This window comes from Aeromonas molluscorum (assembly GCF_051376105.1).
GTDB lineage: Bacteria > Pseudomonadota > Gammaproteobacteria > Enterobacterales > Aeromonadaceae > Aeromonas > Aeromonas molluscorum.
Genome location: NZ_JBPQCY010000002.1, coordinates 165,642 through 182,138, shown reverse-complemented (window position 1 = coordinate 182,138; position 16,497 = coordinate 165,642). Strand labels below are relative to the sequence as shown.

12 protein-coding genes are annotated in these 16,497 nt (G+C 59.8%); 6 read left to right on the top strand and 6 right to left on the bottom strand.

What is annotated here, in order from left to right; all coding sequences use genetic code 11:
- Positions 1-40: 40 nt before the first annotated feature.
- Complete coding sequence (locus ACSMDR_RS11410) at positions 41-2,104, top strand: AsmA family protein (RefSeq protein ID WP_436468337.1); 2,064 nt, start codon at positions 41-43, stop codon at positions 2,102-2,104.
- Positions 2,105-2,190: 86 nt separating this feature from the next.
- Here the strand turns inward: ACSMDR_RS11410 and ACSMDR_RS11405 are convergent, their stop codons facing one another.
- Complete coding sequence (locus tag ACSMDR_RS11405; protein WP_005890772.1) at positions 2,191-3,093, bottom strand: bifunctional GNAT family N-acetyltransferase/hotdog fold thioesterase; 903 nt, start codon at positions 3,091-3,093, stop codon at positions 2,191-2,193.
- A 51-nt stretch (positions 3,094-3,144) separates the two neighbouring features.
- On the opposite strand from ACSMDR_RS11405, the gene ACSMDR_RS11400 reads away from it, so the two are divergent.
- Positions 3,145-3,798, top strand: coding sequence for a spermidine synthase (locus ACSMDR_RS11400; protein ID WP_436468336.1), 654 nt, complete (start codon positions 3,145-3,147; stop codon positions 3,796-3,798).
- 10 nt (positions 3,799-3,808) lie between these two features.
- On the opposite strand, the gene dtd is transcribed toward ACSMDR_RS11400, so the two are convergent.
- The 3 genes from dtd to typA form a co-directional block, all read right to left on the bottom strand.
- Positions 3,809-4,246, bottom strand: coding sequence for a D-aminoacyl-tRNA deacylase (gene dtd, locus ACSMDR_RS11395; protein ID WP_436468335.1), 438 nt, complete (start codon positions 4,244-4,246; stop codon positions 3,809-3,811).
- A gap of 81 nt (positions 4,247-4,327) precedes the next feature.
- Positions 4,328-5,200, bottom strand: a complete 873-nt coding sequence (locus ACSMDR_RS11390; protein ID WP_005890767.1) for a virulence factor BrkB family protein — start codon at positions 5,198-5,200, stop codon at positions 4,328-4,330.
- Between the two features lie 264 nt (positions 5,201-5,464).
- Entirely contained in the window at positions 5,465-7,276 is a 1,812-nt protein-coding gene (typA, locus tag ACSMDR_RS11385; RefSeq protein WP_005890765.1) for a translational GTPase TypA, read from the bottom strand.
- Between the two features lie 349 nt (positions 7,277-7,625).
- Between typA and glnA the strand changes: the two genes are divergently transcribed.
- The 4 genes from glnA to glnG all read left to right on the top strand — a co-directional run bounded on the left by glnA (position 7,626) and on the right by glnG (position 12,254).
- On the top strand, positions 7,626-9,035 hold the full coding sequence (gene glnA / locus ACSMDR_RS11380) for a glutamate--ammonia ligase (RefSeq protein ID WP_005890763.1): 1,410 nt from the start codon (positions 7,626-7,628) through the stop codon (positions 9,033-9,035).
- 100 nt (positions 9,036-9,135) lie between these two features.
- Positions 9,136-9,690: a DUF4124 domain-containing protein gene (locus ACSMDR_RS11375; protein ID WP_436469311.1), complete on the top strand. Its 555-nt coding sequence runs from the start codon at positions 9,136-9,138 to the stop codon at positions 9,688-9,690.
- 80 nt (positions 9,691-9,770) lie between these two features.
- Positions 9,771-10,826, top strand: a complete 1,056-nt coding sequence (glnL, locus tag ACSMDR_RS11370) for a nitrogen regulation protein NR(II) (protein WP_436468334.1) — start codon at positions 9,771-9,773, stop codon at positions 10,824-10,826.
- A gap of 9 nt (positions 10,827-10,835) precedes the next feature.
- Positions 10,836-12,254 carry a nitrogen regulation protein NR(I) gene (glnG, locus tag ACSMDR_RS11365; protein WP_005890756.1) on the top strand — a complete coding sequence of 473 codons (1,419 nt, stop codon included), beginning with the start codon at positions 10,836-10,838 and terminating at the stop codon, positions 12,252-12,254.
- A gap of 636 nt (positions 12,255-12,890) precedes the next feature.
- On the opposite strand, the gene clpB is transcribed toward glnG, so the two are convergent.
- Positions 12,891-15,464, bottom strand: a complete 2,574-nt coding sequence (gene clpB, locus ACSMDR_RS11360) for an ATP-dependent chaperone ClpB (RefSeq protein ID WP_005890751.1) — start codon at positions 15,462-15,464, stop codon at positions 12,891-12,893.
- A gap of 255 nt (positions 15,465-15,719) precedes the next feature.
- Positions 15,720-16,472 (bottom strand): peptidoglycan editing factor PgeF, encoded by a 753-nt coding sequence (gene pgeF, locus ACSMDR_RS11355; protein ID WP_436468333.1) that lies wholly within the window; start codon positions 16,470-16,472, stop codon positions 15,720-15,722.
- Positions 16,473-16,497 lie beyond the last annotated feature (25 nt).

Genomic DNA, 16,497 nt, shown 5'->3' with positions numbered 1-16,497 from the left:
TCTGCTGCCACTTAATCTGATGCCAAGGAGGCTGTGACTCATGAATGCCTGGTTACGCGCCCTGCTCTACTTTCTCGCTTTCCTGTTGCTGTTCGTCTGGATGGGGTTGGGGCTGTTCGATGCCCAGCGCGCCAAGGATCCCATCGCCAACTGGCTCAGCCGCCAGACCGGTGAACCCGTTGCCATCGGCAAGCTGGTATTCAACCCGCTTCATCCCTACACCCTGCTGGCGGAGCAAGTTAGCTATGGCAAGGCAGTCAAGTTTGACAAGGTCTATATCGAGGTCGATAGCATAGACTGGCTCAGCCGGGATGTGCGCCTTGCCCATCTGGACCTGATCAAGCCCAGCATTCGCTGGCCACTGCCCAACCAGCTGCCAAGCCTGCCGCTGCGCTCCCTCATTGTGCAAGACAGCAAGATAGACGGCCTCAACCTCATCAGCGATGAACTCAAGCTGCAAGGGGCCAGCGCCACCCTGAGCAACTGGCAGTTGCTCAGCCCGGGCCAACCGGTGCTGGCGGATCTCTCACTCAACATCAACCGTCTGGAGACGCCCAAGCTGACCCTGACCCGCCTGGCGCTGGCTGGCAAGCTGCAGGGTCAGGTAGTGACCACGGATCGACTGGTAACTCAGCTGTTTGAGGGTGTCGCCGAGGCTGGCGTGGTGCTGGACTGGCCCGCCCGCAGTCTGCGCCTGCAGGATCTCAAGGCCAGGGGATTGCGCATCGAGCTGGCCGATCTTGGCAACCAACCCTGGCCCCTGCGCCGGGTCAGCCTGGATCGCGGTGACTTCCAGCATGTCAGTCTCAACTCCCTGGAGGGCGAATTTTCCCTCAATGACTTCAATGGCGAACTGAGCCAGTTCGAGTGGCAGGCAGGCACCTCGCCCAGCGGCCAACTGCTCGGTAGTCTGGGGGATGCGGGGCGTGGTCTGTTCCAACTGGAGAATATCGAGGGGCAGCTAAGCTTCTCCGGCCAGCAGATCAACGCCACCCTCAAGGGGGAAGGTTATGACGGCAGCTTCGACACCATGTTCAGCCTGGATCCCGAGCGCCAGCAGCTGCGTCTGCGCCAGCTGACCCTGACCGGCATGGACATCAGCCTGCCACAGGGGTGGTGGCAAGCCTGGCAGACTGCGCGGCCGACCCGGCTCGAGATAAGCCAGCTTCATTTCGACAGGCTGAAGGTGCTCTCCTTCGATGATGCCCTGCCACTCTCCCTGAGCGGCTGGAACCTGAACCTGGAGCAGCTGGCCCTGGATGGCCGACACCCCCTGGCCCTGAACGAACAGGGGCTGCTCAACAGCGACTGGATAGAACTGGCCTGGGACGGCCTCTCGGCCCGCAACGGTCAGTTGGCCCTCAGCGCGACTCCCGGGCTCTGGCAGCTGAGCAAGCTCAGCAGCCAGCTGCCCGATGAGGGCAGCCTGACGGTAAGTGGCCAGTGGAGTACTCAGGCGCAACCCGCCTCCAGCCTCACCCTCAAGGCAGTGCAGCTGGATCTGGAACAGTGGGGCAAGTTGCTCCACAGCCCGCTCTCGTTTGCTGGCAAGGCAGATCTCGACTTGAACCTGCAAGTCAGCTTGCCAGACTGGCGCACCAGCCTGAACGGCACCCTGAGTCTGGATGCCAGGGATCCCTTCTGGGACAAGGTGAAACTGGATCCCCTGCTCGATGAGTGGCTCGCTCAAGCCGCTCCCCCGGGCCTGAGCCAGGACGCGCTTTGGCAGGCCATGCAGGGGGGGGATACTCCCTTCTACCAGGGGGTGCTGGCCGCTAACATTCAAGGTGGCAAACTGCAACTGACCCGAGGCGGCGCCTCTACCATTACCCACTTGCTCGCCTTGAGCGGCGGTCTGGATCTGGGTAGCGAGCGATGGCAACTCGACGTAGGCGTCCTCAATCGAGAGGGGTGCGCCGAGCTCATCGGCCAATGGCGCGGACCGCTCGCGGCCCCCGAGCTCGCCTGGCAGTTCAGCGCAGGCAAGGCAAGCTGCGACTGGCAGGCTGGGGTCAGCTACCCCGCTCAGGGCCGCGACACGCCAATCCATCGCCCCCCAGTGCCCTCCCCCGGCAAACCGGCCGCGGCGGGCTCAAGTGACTGATCTTTGATGCCGACTCTTCTACCATGCCCATCAATACAAAGGCCTCCCTTGGGAGGCCTTTTGACGGCTGCAACGATGGTGGCGCGCTAACTGCGCTTGGACGGCTGCACCACATAGCGGCCGAGAAACTCGGCGGCGAGCTGGCTGCCGCTGAACAGTTTGATCTTGAGGCTGAACTTGGCTGATTTCCCCTCCCGCAGCGGTTGCAGCACGGCGGGCATCCCCTCACGGGCAACTCTGGCCTCCGGCTCCTTGGTGACGGGGCGGTAATACTTGATATCACCCTCCGCCAGCACGGTATCGCCGACCAGCCCCTCTTCCTTCAGCTGCAACCAGATCAGGCCCCAGCCCGCCAGCACGCACTGGCTGTAGATACTGCCGGCGAACATGGTGTCATGGACATTGAGATTGGCGGCCAGATTGGCCTTGAGATGGAAGGTCTGGCCATCATAGTGGGTGATGTGCACACCCATCTTTTCGCTGATGGGTATACCACGCGCCCAGCGGGTGGTGAGGTCCTGGCACCATTGGGGTCTGTATTCTATGGTCTGCAGCGGGCTCAGGGATTTGATCATTTGGCGGTGAGGAATTCGACCGAAAGAGACCGGGCCCTCACCCACCTCAAGAAAACCACATCTGCGATAAAACTCTACCGCCTCCTGGCGGGCATTCATCACCAGCCGTTTGACCTTCTCTTCACAGGCGAGTTGTTCCAGATCCGCGACCATACGCATCCCCAATCCCTGACCACGGTACTCGGGCAGCATGGCCATGAAGCGGATCTGGGCCTCGTCTCCACCAACGAACAAGCGGCCCACGGCGATGGGCGTACCATCGGGGGCCAGCATCATGCGATGGATGGCGACTGAGTCATATTCGTCTCGCTCGGAACCAGGGGGGAAGTTGAAAGGCTTGCGCAGCAGTTCCCAGCGCAGCTTGTAGTAAACATCCAGCTCTGACTCTGTTTGAGGGGTTACCACCCGGTACATAGCTACATCCTTGAGTTACACTGGTCGAAAGCCATCTTGCCGTGCAATTTCATGGACTTCAATCTACAGACGTATCAGGCCGAACAGTTATTGCATCTGGGAGTCAGTCCGAGCCGCCGCATTTGCGTCCAGCAAAATAGCGAGCATCGCTGGCTGGAGATAGATGGCGTGGTGCAATCCGCCATGGTGCGTGCCGCCCCGCAACGGCTCTGTCTCCCCCACCAGCAAGCCATCGCCGACCTGCTGCCGACGAAGGCCGAGCGCATACTTGAGCTGGGCCTTGGTGGCGGCGATATCGGCCGCCACCTGCTGGCTCGCTGGCCAGAGGCGCAGCTCGACAGCGTGGATCTCGACGCCGAGGTGATAAGCCTCTATCGCGACTTCTTCATGACGACGGGAAGTGCGGAGCGCCAGTGCCTGCATCAGGCCGATGCCCTCGCTTTCCTGCTCGAACAGGGCGCTGACTACGATCTGGTCCTGGTGGATCTGTTCAGTCAGGACGGCAACCCGCCTCTGCTGTTCACTCCCCACTTCTATCAAGCCCTGGCGAGTCGACTGCGCGGTGAACTCATCATCAATCTGCTGCCCAGAACCGGGCGAGAGCTGGATCAGGTATTGCTGTTGGTCGAACGCTGGATAGGCCAGACAACGTTGAGAGGGGTGCCGGGTTGCATCAACCAGATAGTTCATGCCCGCAAGGCTTGAGCACCCGAGCCTACACCTGCAGCCAGAAGGTGACGGGGCCGTCGTTGAGCAGTGCCACCTTCATGTCCGCGGCGAACCGTCCGGTCTCGGTCCTTAGACCCGCGACTCTGGCTTGGTCGATAAAGTACTCATAGAGCCTCTTGGCCTCGTCTGGCCTGGCGCCACCCGAGAAGCTGGGCCTCATCCCCTTGCCGGTGTCCGCCGCCAGGGTGAACTGGGATACGACCAGCAGGCTGCCACCCACCTGAGCAACATTGAGATTCATCTTGCCCTGCTCGTCACCGAAGATGCGATAGCCGCTCACCTTGTGCAGCAGCTTGTCGGCCTTGCCCTCATCATCACCTTGCTCGACCCCGAGCAATACCAGCAAGCCCTGATCTATGGTGCCAACGACCTCACCCTCAACGATAACGCTGGCCTCGCTAACCCTTTGAATCAATGCAATCACCCGCGACTCCTTTGCCTGGTACAGGTTGAAATGAAACGACCGCCTCGGGGCGGTCATCCATGTTACCAACAACAGGCTGGCTCAGCCCAACTCCTCAATCACCGGCTTCTCATACTCCCCGAGACAGGCCGTGGTCTCGGCGCCGAGCAGAACAACCAGCCAGCTCAGATAGACCCAGACAAAGAGAATGGGAATAGTGGCCAGGGCACCATAGATGGCCTGATAGGAGGGGAAGTTGGTGATGTAGAGCGCGAAGCCACGCTTGGCCAGCTCGAATAACACGGCGGCCACCATGGCGCCGACCAACGCGTGGGAGAGCCGAACCTTGCAGTTGGGTACCACAGTATAAATAAGCAAAAAACCAATAACGGAGAAGAGGAAGGGCAGACCCCGCAGCAGCCAGTAACCGACCCCGAACAGCGCCTCTCCCTGGAAGATACGCAGCGAAATGATGTAGGAGGAGACGGCAATGCTGGCCCCGATGAGCACAGGGCCCAGGGTCAGTATCATCCAGTACATGGCGAATGCCTGGCCGAGCGGCCTGCCTCGGGTGGATCGCCAAATGTAGTTGAGGTTCTTGTCGATGGCCGAGATCAGCATCAGGGCCACCACCACCAACGCCCCTATCCCCACGGCGGTGGTGTTGGTGGCATTGGCTACGAAGCCATCTATGTACTGCTTGAGGGCATCCCCCGCCGTCGGCACGAAGTTGGCATAGACGAACTGCTCCATCGCCTGCTTGAGCCCTTCAAACACCGGAAACGCAGACATCATGCCGAACACCACGGCTATCATGGGCACCAGGGAGAGCAGGGTGACATAAGCCAGATAGCCTGCGGTGACCGTCAGCCTGTCTTGTTGAAAACGGCCCCAGACGAAGTGGGCGAAATGACGGCCATCGTGGCGCAAGAACGCAGAAGCGTGCGCCAGCTGCCGACGAAAGTGATGCTGCATATTAACTTCCTACGAGACAGATCCTGCCCCCTATTGTGTCAGACTCATCGCCAGATTGCCCGATCCCAGACACAATGAGTCCTGTTTCCTGCCTCACTGCGCCGCCCCTTGTGGTTGCCTGCAGGATGGCCGCCACCTCAACATCACCAGCCGGCTCCTGAAGCCATCCCCGGCATTCGCCCATAAAAAAATCCGAACACCAGGGGTGTTCGGATTTTTTATCATCCACCATCAAGCCAAGTTATCGGCCTGATGGGAGAGAGATCAGGCGCGACCGGAGCGCTTGCGATCCATCTCGGTCAACAGTTTCTTACGAACACGAATTGCCTTGGGAGTGATCTCGACCAATTCATCGTTGTCGATGAATTCGAGGGCCTGTTCCAGGGTCATGCGGATCGGCGGAGTCAGCACTTGAGCTTCATCGGTACCGGAGGCACGCATGTTGGTCAGCTGCTTGCCCTTCAGGCAGTTCACTGTCAGGTCGTTGGAACGGGAGTGAATACCGATCACCTGGCCTTCGTACACTTCGGTAGCGTGACCGATAAACAGACGACCGCGGTCTTGCAGACCAAACAGGGCGAAGGTCAGGGCCTTGCCGGTTGCGTTGGAGATCAGCACGCCATTCTGACGCTCGCCGATGCTGCCACCCTTGTGCGGACCGTAATGGTCGAAGGTGTGGTACAGCAGGCCGGTACCGGAAGTCATGGTCAGGAACTCGGTCTGGAAACCGATCAGGCCACGGCTCGGGATCATGAAGTCAAGACGGACACGACCCTTGCCATCCGGAGTCATGTTGGTCATCTCGCCCTTACGCAGGCCGAGCTGTTCCATGACAGAACCCTGGTGGGCTTCTTCCACGTCGACAGTCACAGTTTCAAACGGCTCGTGCAACACGCCATCCACGGTGCGCAGGATAACTTCCGGACGGGATACCGCCAGCTCGTAGCCTTCGCGACGCATGTTTTCAATCAGGATGGAAAGGTGCAGTTCACCACGGCCGGAAACGCGGAACTTGTCCGGATCTTCGGTCTCTTCCACGCGCAGGGCCACGTTGTGGACCAGCTCCTGGTTCAGACGCTCCATGATGTTGCGGGAGGTCACGAACTTGCCTTCTTTACCGGCGAACGGTGAGGTGTTGACCTGGAAGGTCATGTTCACGGTCGGCTCGTCGACGGAGAGTGCCGGCAGGGCTTCAACAGCATTGTTGTCACAGATGGTGTCGGAGATTTTCAGCTCGCCCAGACCGGTGATGGCAATGATGTCGCCCGCTTGCGCGTCAACAACTTCGGTACGGGACAGACCCAGGTAGCCAAGTACCTGACCGACTTTGCCGGTACGGGTCTTGCCGTTGGCACCAACGACGGTGACTTGCTGGTTGGTTTTGACGCGACCACGGCTGATACGGCCGATACCGATGACACCCACGTAGGAGTTGTAGTCCAGCTGGGAGATCTGCATCTGGAAGGCACCGGCAGGGTCACCCTTCGGCTGCTCCACGTTGTCAACGATGGCCTGGAACAGGGGTTCCATGTTGTCGGACTCAACGTTTTGGTCCATGGTGGCCCAACCGTTCAGTGCAGAGGCGTAGACAACTTTGAAGTCCAGCTGCTCATCGGTGGCACCCAGGTTGTCGAACAGATCGAAGACCTGATCCATTACCCAGTCAGGACGAGCACCCGGACGGTCAATCTTGTTGATGACGACGATCGGCTTCAGACCCTGGGCGAATGCTTTTTGGGTGACGAAACGGGTTTGCGGCATAGGGCCGTCAACGGCATCCACCAGCAGCAACACGGAGTCAACCATGGACATGACACGCTCTACTTCACCACCGAAGTCGGCGTGACCCGGAGTATCAACGATGTTGATGCGGTAGTCTTTCCAACGGATTGCAGTGTTCTTGGCGAGAATGGTAATACCACGTTCTTTTTCCAGATCGTTGGAATCCATCAGACGCTCTTGACCATCAGTGGTACGGTCGAGGGTTCCAGACTGCTGCAGCAGCTTATCAACCAGGGTAGTTTTGCCGTGGTCTACGTGCGCAATAATCGCAATATTGCGTAAATTCTCTAACATTCTCGCCTCAATCACCGGGTAAAATTGGGCGCTAATTGTACTCTCGCCTTTGTGATCTGCCTAGCAGAATCGCAGTAGATTCACGCACGGCAATGGATCTGGATCATAGACCCGAGCCAACAAGCCTGTTTAGATGGGGATCCTGCCCCCTTGCACTTGTTTGGCGCACCAAAACGATCCCCAGTAGCACCAATTTGGTGCAATGTGGCGCAGAACCAGCAGATTTTGGGACGCCAAGATGCGGCAACTGCCCTGAAATCAGGCTGTCACAAACTTGGCACGATACTCGCTTAGTGTGAAATCGATGACGAATTCACCCAAAGAGTTTTAACACCGGAGGTTACTTAGCATGTCAGCTCAGAACGTAATGGCCTTGATCCAGGAACATGAAGTCAAGTTTGTCGACCTGCGCTTTACCGACACCAAGGGTAAAGAGCAGCACGTTTCCATTCCTTCCCACCAGGTCAACGAAGAGTTCTTCGAAGACGGCAAAATGTTCGATGGTTCCTCCATCGGCGGCTGGAAAGGCATTAACGAGTCTGACATGGTGCTGATGCCGGATGCGGCCTCCGCCAAGCTGGATCCGTTCACCGAAGAGACCACTCTGAACATCGTCTGTGACATCCTGGAACCGGCCACCATGCAAGGCTACGATCGCGACCCGCGCTCCATCGCCAAACGTGCCGAAGACTTCCTGAAGTCCAGCGGCATTGCCGATACCGTCCTGTTTGGACCGGAACCCGAATTCTTCATGTTCGACAACATCACCTTCTCGAACACCATGGGCCACAGCTTCGTCAAGATCGAATCCGAAGAAGCCGCTTGGAACTCAGGCACCGCCTACGAGCACGGCAACAAGGGGCACCGTCCCTTCGTCAAGGGTGGTTACTTCCCGGTTGCACCGGTTGACTCCTCCCAGGACATCCGCGCCGCCATGTGTCTGGTGCTGGAAGAGATGGGCCAGGTGGTCGAAGCGCACCACCATGAGGTGGCTACCGCCGGTCAGAACGAGATCGCCACTCGCTTCAATACCCTCACCCTGAAGGCTGATGAAGTCCAGGTGCTGAAGTACGTGATCCACAACGTGGCCCACGCCTACAACAAGACTGTTACCTTCATGCCAAAACCCATGTTCGGTGACAACGGCTCCGGCATGCACTGCCACCAGTCCCTGGCCAAAGATGGCGTCAACCTGTTCGCTGGCGACTTGTATGGCGGCTTGTCCGAAATGGCGCTGCACTACATCGGCGGCATCATCAAGCACGCCAAGGCCATCAACGCCTTCGCCAACCCGACCACCAACTCCTACAAGCGTCTGGTACCAGGCTACGAAGCACCGGTCATGCTGGCTTACTCTGCCCGCAACCGTTCCGCTTCCATCCGTATCCCGGTCGTACCTAGCCCGAAAGCCCGCCGTATCGAAGTGCGCTTCCCGGATCCGGCCGCCAACCCTTACCTGGCCTTCGCAGCCCAGCTGATGGCCGGTCTGGACGGTATCATCAACAAGATCCACCCGGGCGATGCCATGGACAAGAACTTGTACGATCTGCCGCCGGAAGAAGCAGCAGAAGTGCCGACCGTTGCCGGCTCTCTGGACGAAGCCCTGGCTGGTCTGGACGCGGACCGCGAGTTCCTGACCCGCGGCGGCGTGTTCAGCGACGACTTCATCAACTCCTACCTGGAGCTGAAGCAGCATGAAGTGGACCGCGTACGCATGACCCCGCACCCGCTGGAGTTCGAACTGTACTACTCTGTCTAACAGATACAGTCAGAACCCAATGCATACAAAACCCGCCTCATGGCGGGTTTTTTCTCTGATAGGCTTTAAGCGGGATCCCACCAAGGAGAGATGGATGAGAATGAGCCGCTATGCCGGGTTCTTGCTGCTGGTCTGCCTGAGCGCCCAGGGTGCCAAGATCTACTCCTGGATCGACAATCGGGGGATCACTCACTACACCAGTGCCCCTCCCGCCGGCCAGCAAACCCAGGAGATCGATCTGCGAGTCGCACCTCTGGTTGGCACAACCACCCACTCGGTACAGGTCGATAATTACAACCACCTCATTGGCGCCGATATCAAGCAGGCCGAACTGGCCATCTCCCTGCTGTCCCCCGAACCAGACAGCACCCTGCGCGACAACACAGGCAACATAGTGTTTGAAGCCCAGGTCACTCCCGTCCCGCCGACCCAGTACGACTTGCGCCTGTTGCTCGATGGCAAGGAGCGGGGCCGGGCTCACAACACGCTGATGATCCGCCTGGAAAATCTGGATCGGGGCACCCATAGGGTGCAGCTCGAGCTACTGGCAAAAGACGGTACGATCCTTGCTAAATCAGATGTTGTGACTTTCTATCTGCACAGAACCAGAGCCAATCAGGCAGCCAACCCGGGCCCTGCGCCTCATAAAGGGTGATCCTCTGCACCTATGCGGGTAGACTGAATGCACTATATTGGTGCATTGCCGGTGTGTAGCACCGTTTTAGGGAGAAACCTGTGCCAGTCCGCTCGGATCAAGCCAAGACATTACTCGACAACCTGCTGACCGCCGTCATTCTGATGGACGAGCGCCTCTGCATTCAGCACGTCAATCCTGCGGCTGAGCAGTTGCTCTCCCTCAGTCAACGCCGGCTGATCGGGCTGGAACTGCCCCATCTGCTGGAGCACATCTCCCTCGACTTGCAACGCTTTCGCCAATGCCTCATCTCGGGGCAAGGCTTCACCGACAGTGAAGTGACGCTCGTCGTGGAAGGAGAGCCTCGCCTGGTCGAACTCAGTGCCAGCCCCCTGGCCGACCATGAGCAGCGCTTGATAGTGGTTGAGCTGCGCAAGATCGATCAGCAGAAGAAGATCAGTCAGGAGTTGCAGCAGCATGCCCAACAACAGGCAGCCAGGGAGTTGGTGCGCGGTTTGGCCCACGAGATCAAAAATCCGCTCGGGGGACTGCGGGGGGCCGCCCAATTGCTGCAAAAGGAGCTGCCAGACCCTGCCTTGCGCGAATATACCGGCATCATCATCGAGCAGGCTGACAGGTTGCGCTTGCTGGTCGATCGCCTGCTTGGCCCCCAGCGTCCCGGCCGCCATCAGGTTCACAACGTCCACTCGGTACTGGAACAGGTACGCCGTCTGGTGGAGTTGGAGCTGCCCGGCGGGATCCACATAGAACGGGACTATGACCCCAGCATTCCTGAATTTGAGATGGAGCCGGATCAGCTGCAGCAGGCCTTCCTCAACATAGTGCGCAACGCCGCCGAAGCACTGGTCAGCCAGACGGGCCTCATCAGCCTGCGTACCCGCACCGTGTTCCAGATCACCATCCACGGCCAGCGTTACCGGCTCGCCGCCGAGATCAAGATCATCGACAACGGCCCCGGCATCCCGGATGCCATCCGTGACACTCTCTTCTACCCCATGATTACCGGCAAGGAGGGCGGCACGGGGCTCGGACTCTCCATCGCCCAGAACCTGATCGATCAGCACAAGGGCCGCATCGACTGCATCAGTTGGCCAGGACATACCGAGTTCACCGTTTATCTACCGCTTCGCAAATAAGGGAACTTCATGACCGCAAAAGTATGGATCGTCGATGACGACAGTTCGATCCGTTGGGTGCTGGAGCGCACCCTGGGCAACGAGGGTTTCGAGTGCGAGAGTTTCGCCGATGGCGAGGCCCTGCTGCACTCCCTGGAAGCACGATCTCCCGATGTGATCCTGTCCGACATCCGCATGCCCGGCATAGATGGCCTCAGCCTGCTGGAACAGATCCATCGTCGTCAGGCGGACTTGCCCATCATCATCATGACCGCCCATTCGGATCTCGACAGTGCAGTCAACGCCTATCAGCGTGGCGCCTTCGAATACCTGCCCAAGCCGTTCGATATTGAAGAGGCGGTCACCCTGGTGCGCCGCGCAGAGAACCACCTCAAGGAGCAGCGCACCAAGCGCAAGACTCGGCCGCAGGATGCCGCCAGCAGCCCGGAGATCATCGGTGAAGCCCCCGCCATGCAGGAGGTGTTTCGCGCCATCGGCCGGCTGTCACGGTCCAGCATCTCGGTGTTGATCAACGGCCAGAGCGGCACCGGCAAGGAGCTGGTCGCCCATGCCCTGCATCGTCACAGCCCGCGCTCCCACAAGAATTTCATTGCCCTCAACATGGCAGCCATCCCGAAAGACCTGATCGAATCAGAGCTATTTGGCCATGAGAAAGGAGCCTTCACCGGGGCCAACAACATACGTCATGGCCGCTTCGAACAAGCGGATGGCGGCACCCTGTTTCTCGATGAAATAGGTGACATGCCACTGGATGTGCAGACCCGGCTGCTGCGGGTACTGGCCGATGGTCAGTTCTATCGGGTTGGCGGCCATCAGCCGGTACAGGTGGACGTGCGCATCATAGCCGCCACCCACCAGAATCTGGAGAAACGGGTCGCCGATGGCGAATTTCGGGAGGATCTGTTCCACCGCCTCAACGTCATCCGCATCCATATCCCGGCCCTCAAGGAGCGCCGTGAAGATATCCCCCAGCTGGCTCACCACTTCCTGCTGCGAGCCGCCAAGGAGCTCAACGTGGAGGCCAAGAGCCTGCACCCTGATACTCAAGTGTTCATCAGCCGACTGCCCTGGCCCGGCAACGTGCGTCAGCTGGAAAACGTCTGTCGCTGGCTGACCGTCATGGCCTCGGGACAGGAGGTATTGGTCGCCGATCTGCCCACAGAGCTGCTGACGCCGATCACCAGCGTCGCCGAACCGGGTCAACCCGCACTCGCCGGTGGCTGGCAGCAACAGCTGCGCGACTGGGTCGCCGCCAAGCTGGCTCTGGGCGAGATAGACATACTGGCCGACGCCATGCCTCAGTTCGAACGGATCATGCTGGAGACGGCGCTGGAGCATACCCATGGCCACAAGCAAGAAGCGGCGCGCTTGCTCGGCTGGGGCCGCAATACCCTCACCCGCAAACTCAAGGAGCTCGATTTTTCCTGAGTATCGGCCGGCCCCCAGCCACAAGGGGGCCCCGCCATTTACCAGCCCCCTTTGCCTACCCATTCAGGTCCCACTCACAACCATGCCAGCGCGCAACTCCCCCCATCCGGGCTGAACAACAGCACACATGAATGCGCCGTCTTTCGATGCCATTCGCAAGACGGCGCTAGATGTTGACGCGGGTCAGGCTGACGTCGGCCCTGGTGCCTCACTGACAGGGTGGATGACCCTCAGCGATAAAACATAACCCTCACCCCGCCTGAAGGTTCAATACGTCTTGTTGCCCAGCAAATGACCATCGACCGGCGACGGCAACCCGTACTGGGAGTACTTGCCATGATACGCCTTGGTGGTCTGCTCGAGGGCGCCCTTGAATCTGGGATCCTGGGGCAGCTCCTGGCTATTGATTTAGAGGGACAGATCCCAGGCTTGCTGGTCGCTCAGACTGCCTCCCTGAGAGAGCGACATGTTGCTCTTGATGAAGGCTGATGCCTTGTCAATCCTTATTAATGACATCTAAGGTCGCACTCTCCCATGGCAAGAGGCAGTCAGTCGGCCTGTGTCTCTTTGCGCCGCGCAGACATGAAAACGCCAGCCCGAGGGCTGGCGTTCTGACAACGGATGAGACCACTGGCCTCACTGCGATATGGTGAGACCATCGCTGTCTGCACCCAGGCTCAACAGCTTGCCAGGGACAACCCGGCCACTGAGCAGGGCCTGGGCCAGCGGGTTTTCCACCTTCTGCTGGATAGCCCGCTTGAGGGGGCGCGCCCCGTAGACGGGGTCGAAACCGGCATGGACCAGCTTGGTCAGCAGTTCCTCGCTCACCTCCACCTCGAAGCCCTGGGACTCCAGACGACCCATCAGGCTCTTGAGCTGGATGCGGGCGATGGACTTGATATGATCCTCGCCGAGCGGGTGGAACACCACCGTCTCGTCGATCCGGTTGATGAACTCCGGCCGGAAGCTGCGGGTCAGCAACTCCATCAGCAGGGCTTTCATCTCCTCGTAATCCTTCTCGGCATAGTGCTCCTGGATCAGATCCGAGCCGAGGTTGGAGGTCATGATGACCACGGTATTGCGGAAATCGACGGTACGACCCTGACCATCGGTCAGGCGACCATCGTCCAGCACCTGCAACAGGATGTTGAATACATCCGGATGCGCCTTCTCCACCTCGTCGAGCAGGATCACCGAGTAGGGACGACGGCGTACCGCCTCGGTCAGATAACCGCCCTCCTCGTAACCCACATAGCCAGGGGGCGCCCCCACCAGCCGGGCCACGCTGTGCTTCTCCATGAACTCGGACATATCGATGCGCACCATGGCGTCCTGGGTGTCGAACAGGAACTCGGCCAGCGCCTTGCACAGCTCGGTCTTGCCCACCCCGGTCGGCCCCAGGAACAGGAAGGAGCCGATGGGGCGATTGGGATCGGACAGCCCGGCACGGGAGCGACGGATGGCGTTGGACACGGCTTCTACCGCCTCCTCCTGGCCGATCACCCGGCTATGCAGCTTATCCTCCATCCGCAGCAGCTTGTCGCGCTCCCCTTCGAGCATCCGCGCCACCGGGATCCCGGTCCAGCGCGCCAGCACATCGGCGATCTCCACGTCGGTGACGCGATTGCGCAGCAAGCTGGTCTCCTGCATCTCGGCCTGGGTGGCGAGATCGAGCTGCTTTTCAAGCTCGGGGATGCGGCCATATTGCAGCTCTGACATCCGGGCCAAGTCACCGGCGCGACGGGCCACCTCGAGATCCTGACGGGCCTGCTCCAGCGCCGCCTTGATATGCTGAGTACCGGCCAACGCCGCCTTCTCGGCCTTCCATATCTCTTCCAGCTCGTTGTATTCGCGCTCTTTCTCGGTCAGCTCCTGACTGAGCAACTCCAACCGCTTGCGACTGGCATCATCATCCTCCTTGAGCAACGCCTGCTGCTCGAGTTTGAGCTGGATGATGCGCCGCTCCAGCCTGTCCAGGGATTCTGGCTTGGAGTCGATCTGCAGGCGGATGCTGGCCGCGGCCTCGTCGATGAGATCGATGGCCTTGTCAGGCAGCTGGCGATCGGCGATATAGCGGTGCGACAACTGGGCCGCCGCGACGATGGCCGGATCCGTGATCTGCACATGGTGGTGCAGCTCGTAGCGCTCTTTCAGACCGCGCAGGATGGCGATGGTGTCCTCCACCGAGGGCTCCTCCACCAGCACCTTCTGGAAGCGGCGCTCCAAGGCGGCATCTTTCTCCACATACTGACGGTACTCATCCAGGGTGGTTGCACCGACGCAGTGCAGTTCCCCCCGCGCCAGAGCGGGTTTAAGCATGTTGCCCGCATCCATGGCCCCTTCGCCCTTGCCGGCGCCGACCATAGTGTGCAACTCGTCGACGAAGAGGATGACGTTGCCCTCCTCCTTGGCGAGGTCGCTCAGCACCGCCTTGAGCCGTTCTTCGAACTCACCGCGATACTTGGCACCTGCTACCAGCGCCCCCATGTCCAAGGAGAGCACACGCTTGTTCTTGAGCCCTTCCGGCACCTCACCGTTGATGATGCGCTGAGCCAGTCCCTCGACGATGGCGGTCTTACCGACACCGGGGGCGCCGATCAGTACGGGATTGTTCTTGGTGCGGCGTTGCAGCACCTGGATGGTACGGCGGATCTCTTCGTCCCGCCCGATCACGGGGTCAAGCTTGCCTATCTCGGCACGCTCGGTGAGATCGATGGTGTACTTCTCCAACGCCTGGCGATTCTCCTCGGCGTTGGCATCATCTATCTTCTTGCCGCCGCGCACCTTGTCGATGGCCTGTTCAAGCTTCTCCTTGGTCAGCCCCTGGCTGCGCAGCAGCTCACCGAGGTTGCCCTTCTCATCGAGGGCAGCCAGCAGGAAGAGTTCAGACGAGATGAACTGATCCTTGCGTTGCTGGGCCAGCTTGTCGCAGACATTGAGCAGGCGACCCAGGCCGCTGGAGAGCTGAACGTCACCCTCGACACCGCTCACTTTGGGCAGGCGATCAAGCTCTTCGCCGAGGCGTGAGCGCAGGGCATTGATGTCAATCCCGCACAGCGTCAGCAAGGGACGACTAGACCCACCATCCTGATTGACCAGCGCGGTCATCAGATGGACGGGTTCGATAAATTGGTGATCACGACCCAGTGCGAGGGACTGGGCATCGGAAATAGCGACTTGGAATTTACTGGTCAGGCGATCGAGGCGCATTGCACTCCTCCCTTTGAAACAGACGCCGCCATGGCGGCAACAACAGAACTTTCTGATAAGGAAGATGAGGTCTGCGGCCACGATTTCAAGGGGAGAGGTTGTTTATTTTTTCCCCACCCCGGGTGCCAAGGCAGACCCGCCCCCTCGGCAAGAAGCGGGCCTGATCACGACGCCAGCCAGATCAGCAATGCCATGGAACCGGTTTGACCCTCGCGGCGCCAGGAGTAAACGCGCTCACTGATGGCGATGGGCGCCCTAAGCGTCACCCAGCCAGATCAGCGAGGCCATGCGGCCGGTTTGGCCATCACGGCGATAGGAGTAAAACCGTTCGCTGTCACTGAAGGTGCAGTGCTCACCCCCATAGACGGCCTTCACTCCGGAGCGGGCCAAGCGCAGCCGGGCCAGCTGGTAGATATCAGCCAGCCATTTCCCGTCGTTGGCGGATGGCATGAACGCGACAACCGCCTGGGCCTGCTGCGCCATGAAGGCATCCCGCACCTCGCTCCCCACCTCAAAGGCACTGGGCCCTATGGCCGGGCCCAACCAGGCGAGTATCTCGGCCGGATCGCAGTTCATCCCTTTGATGCTGGCCTCCAGTACGCCCCCCTGCTCATTGCCTAATAAGCCACGCCAGCCAGCATGAGCGGCCGCCACCACAGTACCGGCCCTGTCGCACAGCAGCACAGGCAGACAGTCCGCCGTCATGACGATACAGGCCAACCCGGCTTCATGGGCGCAGACGGCGTCGGCATCCGGCACAATATCGTATTGATTGCTGACCTGATGGACGGCGGTGCCATGCACCTGATTGAGCCAGTTGAGCCGACCCGGAATACCCATTTCCTGCTGCAAGCGAGCACGGTTTGCATCGACCAGCAGAGCCTCATCCCCGACATGACTCCCCAGATTGAGACCGGCAAAAACCCCTTGGCTGACCCCGCCATCCCGGGTGGTGGAAAAGGCCCGGACCCTCGGCGGGGCAGGCCAGTTCGGTATTATCGTCTCCATCACTGACTCCTTATGAATCATGCAA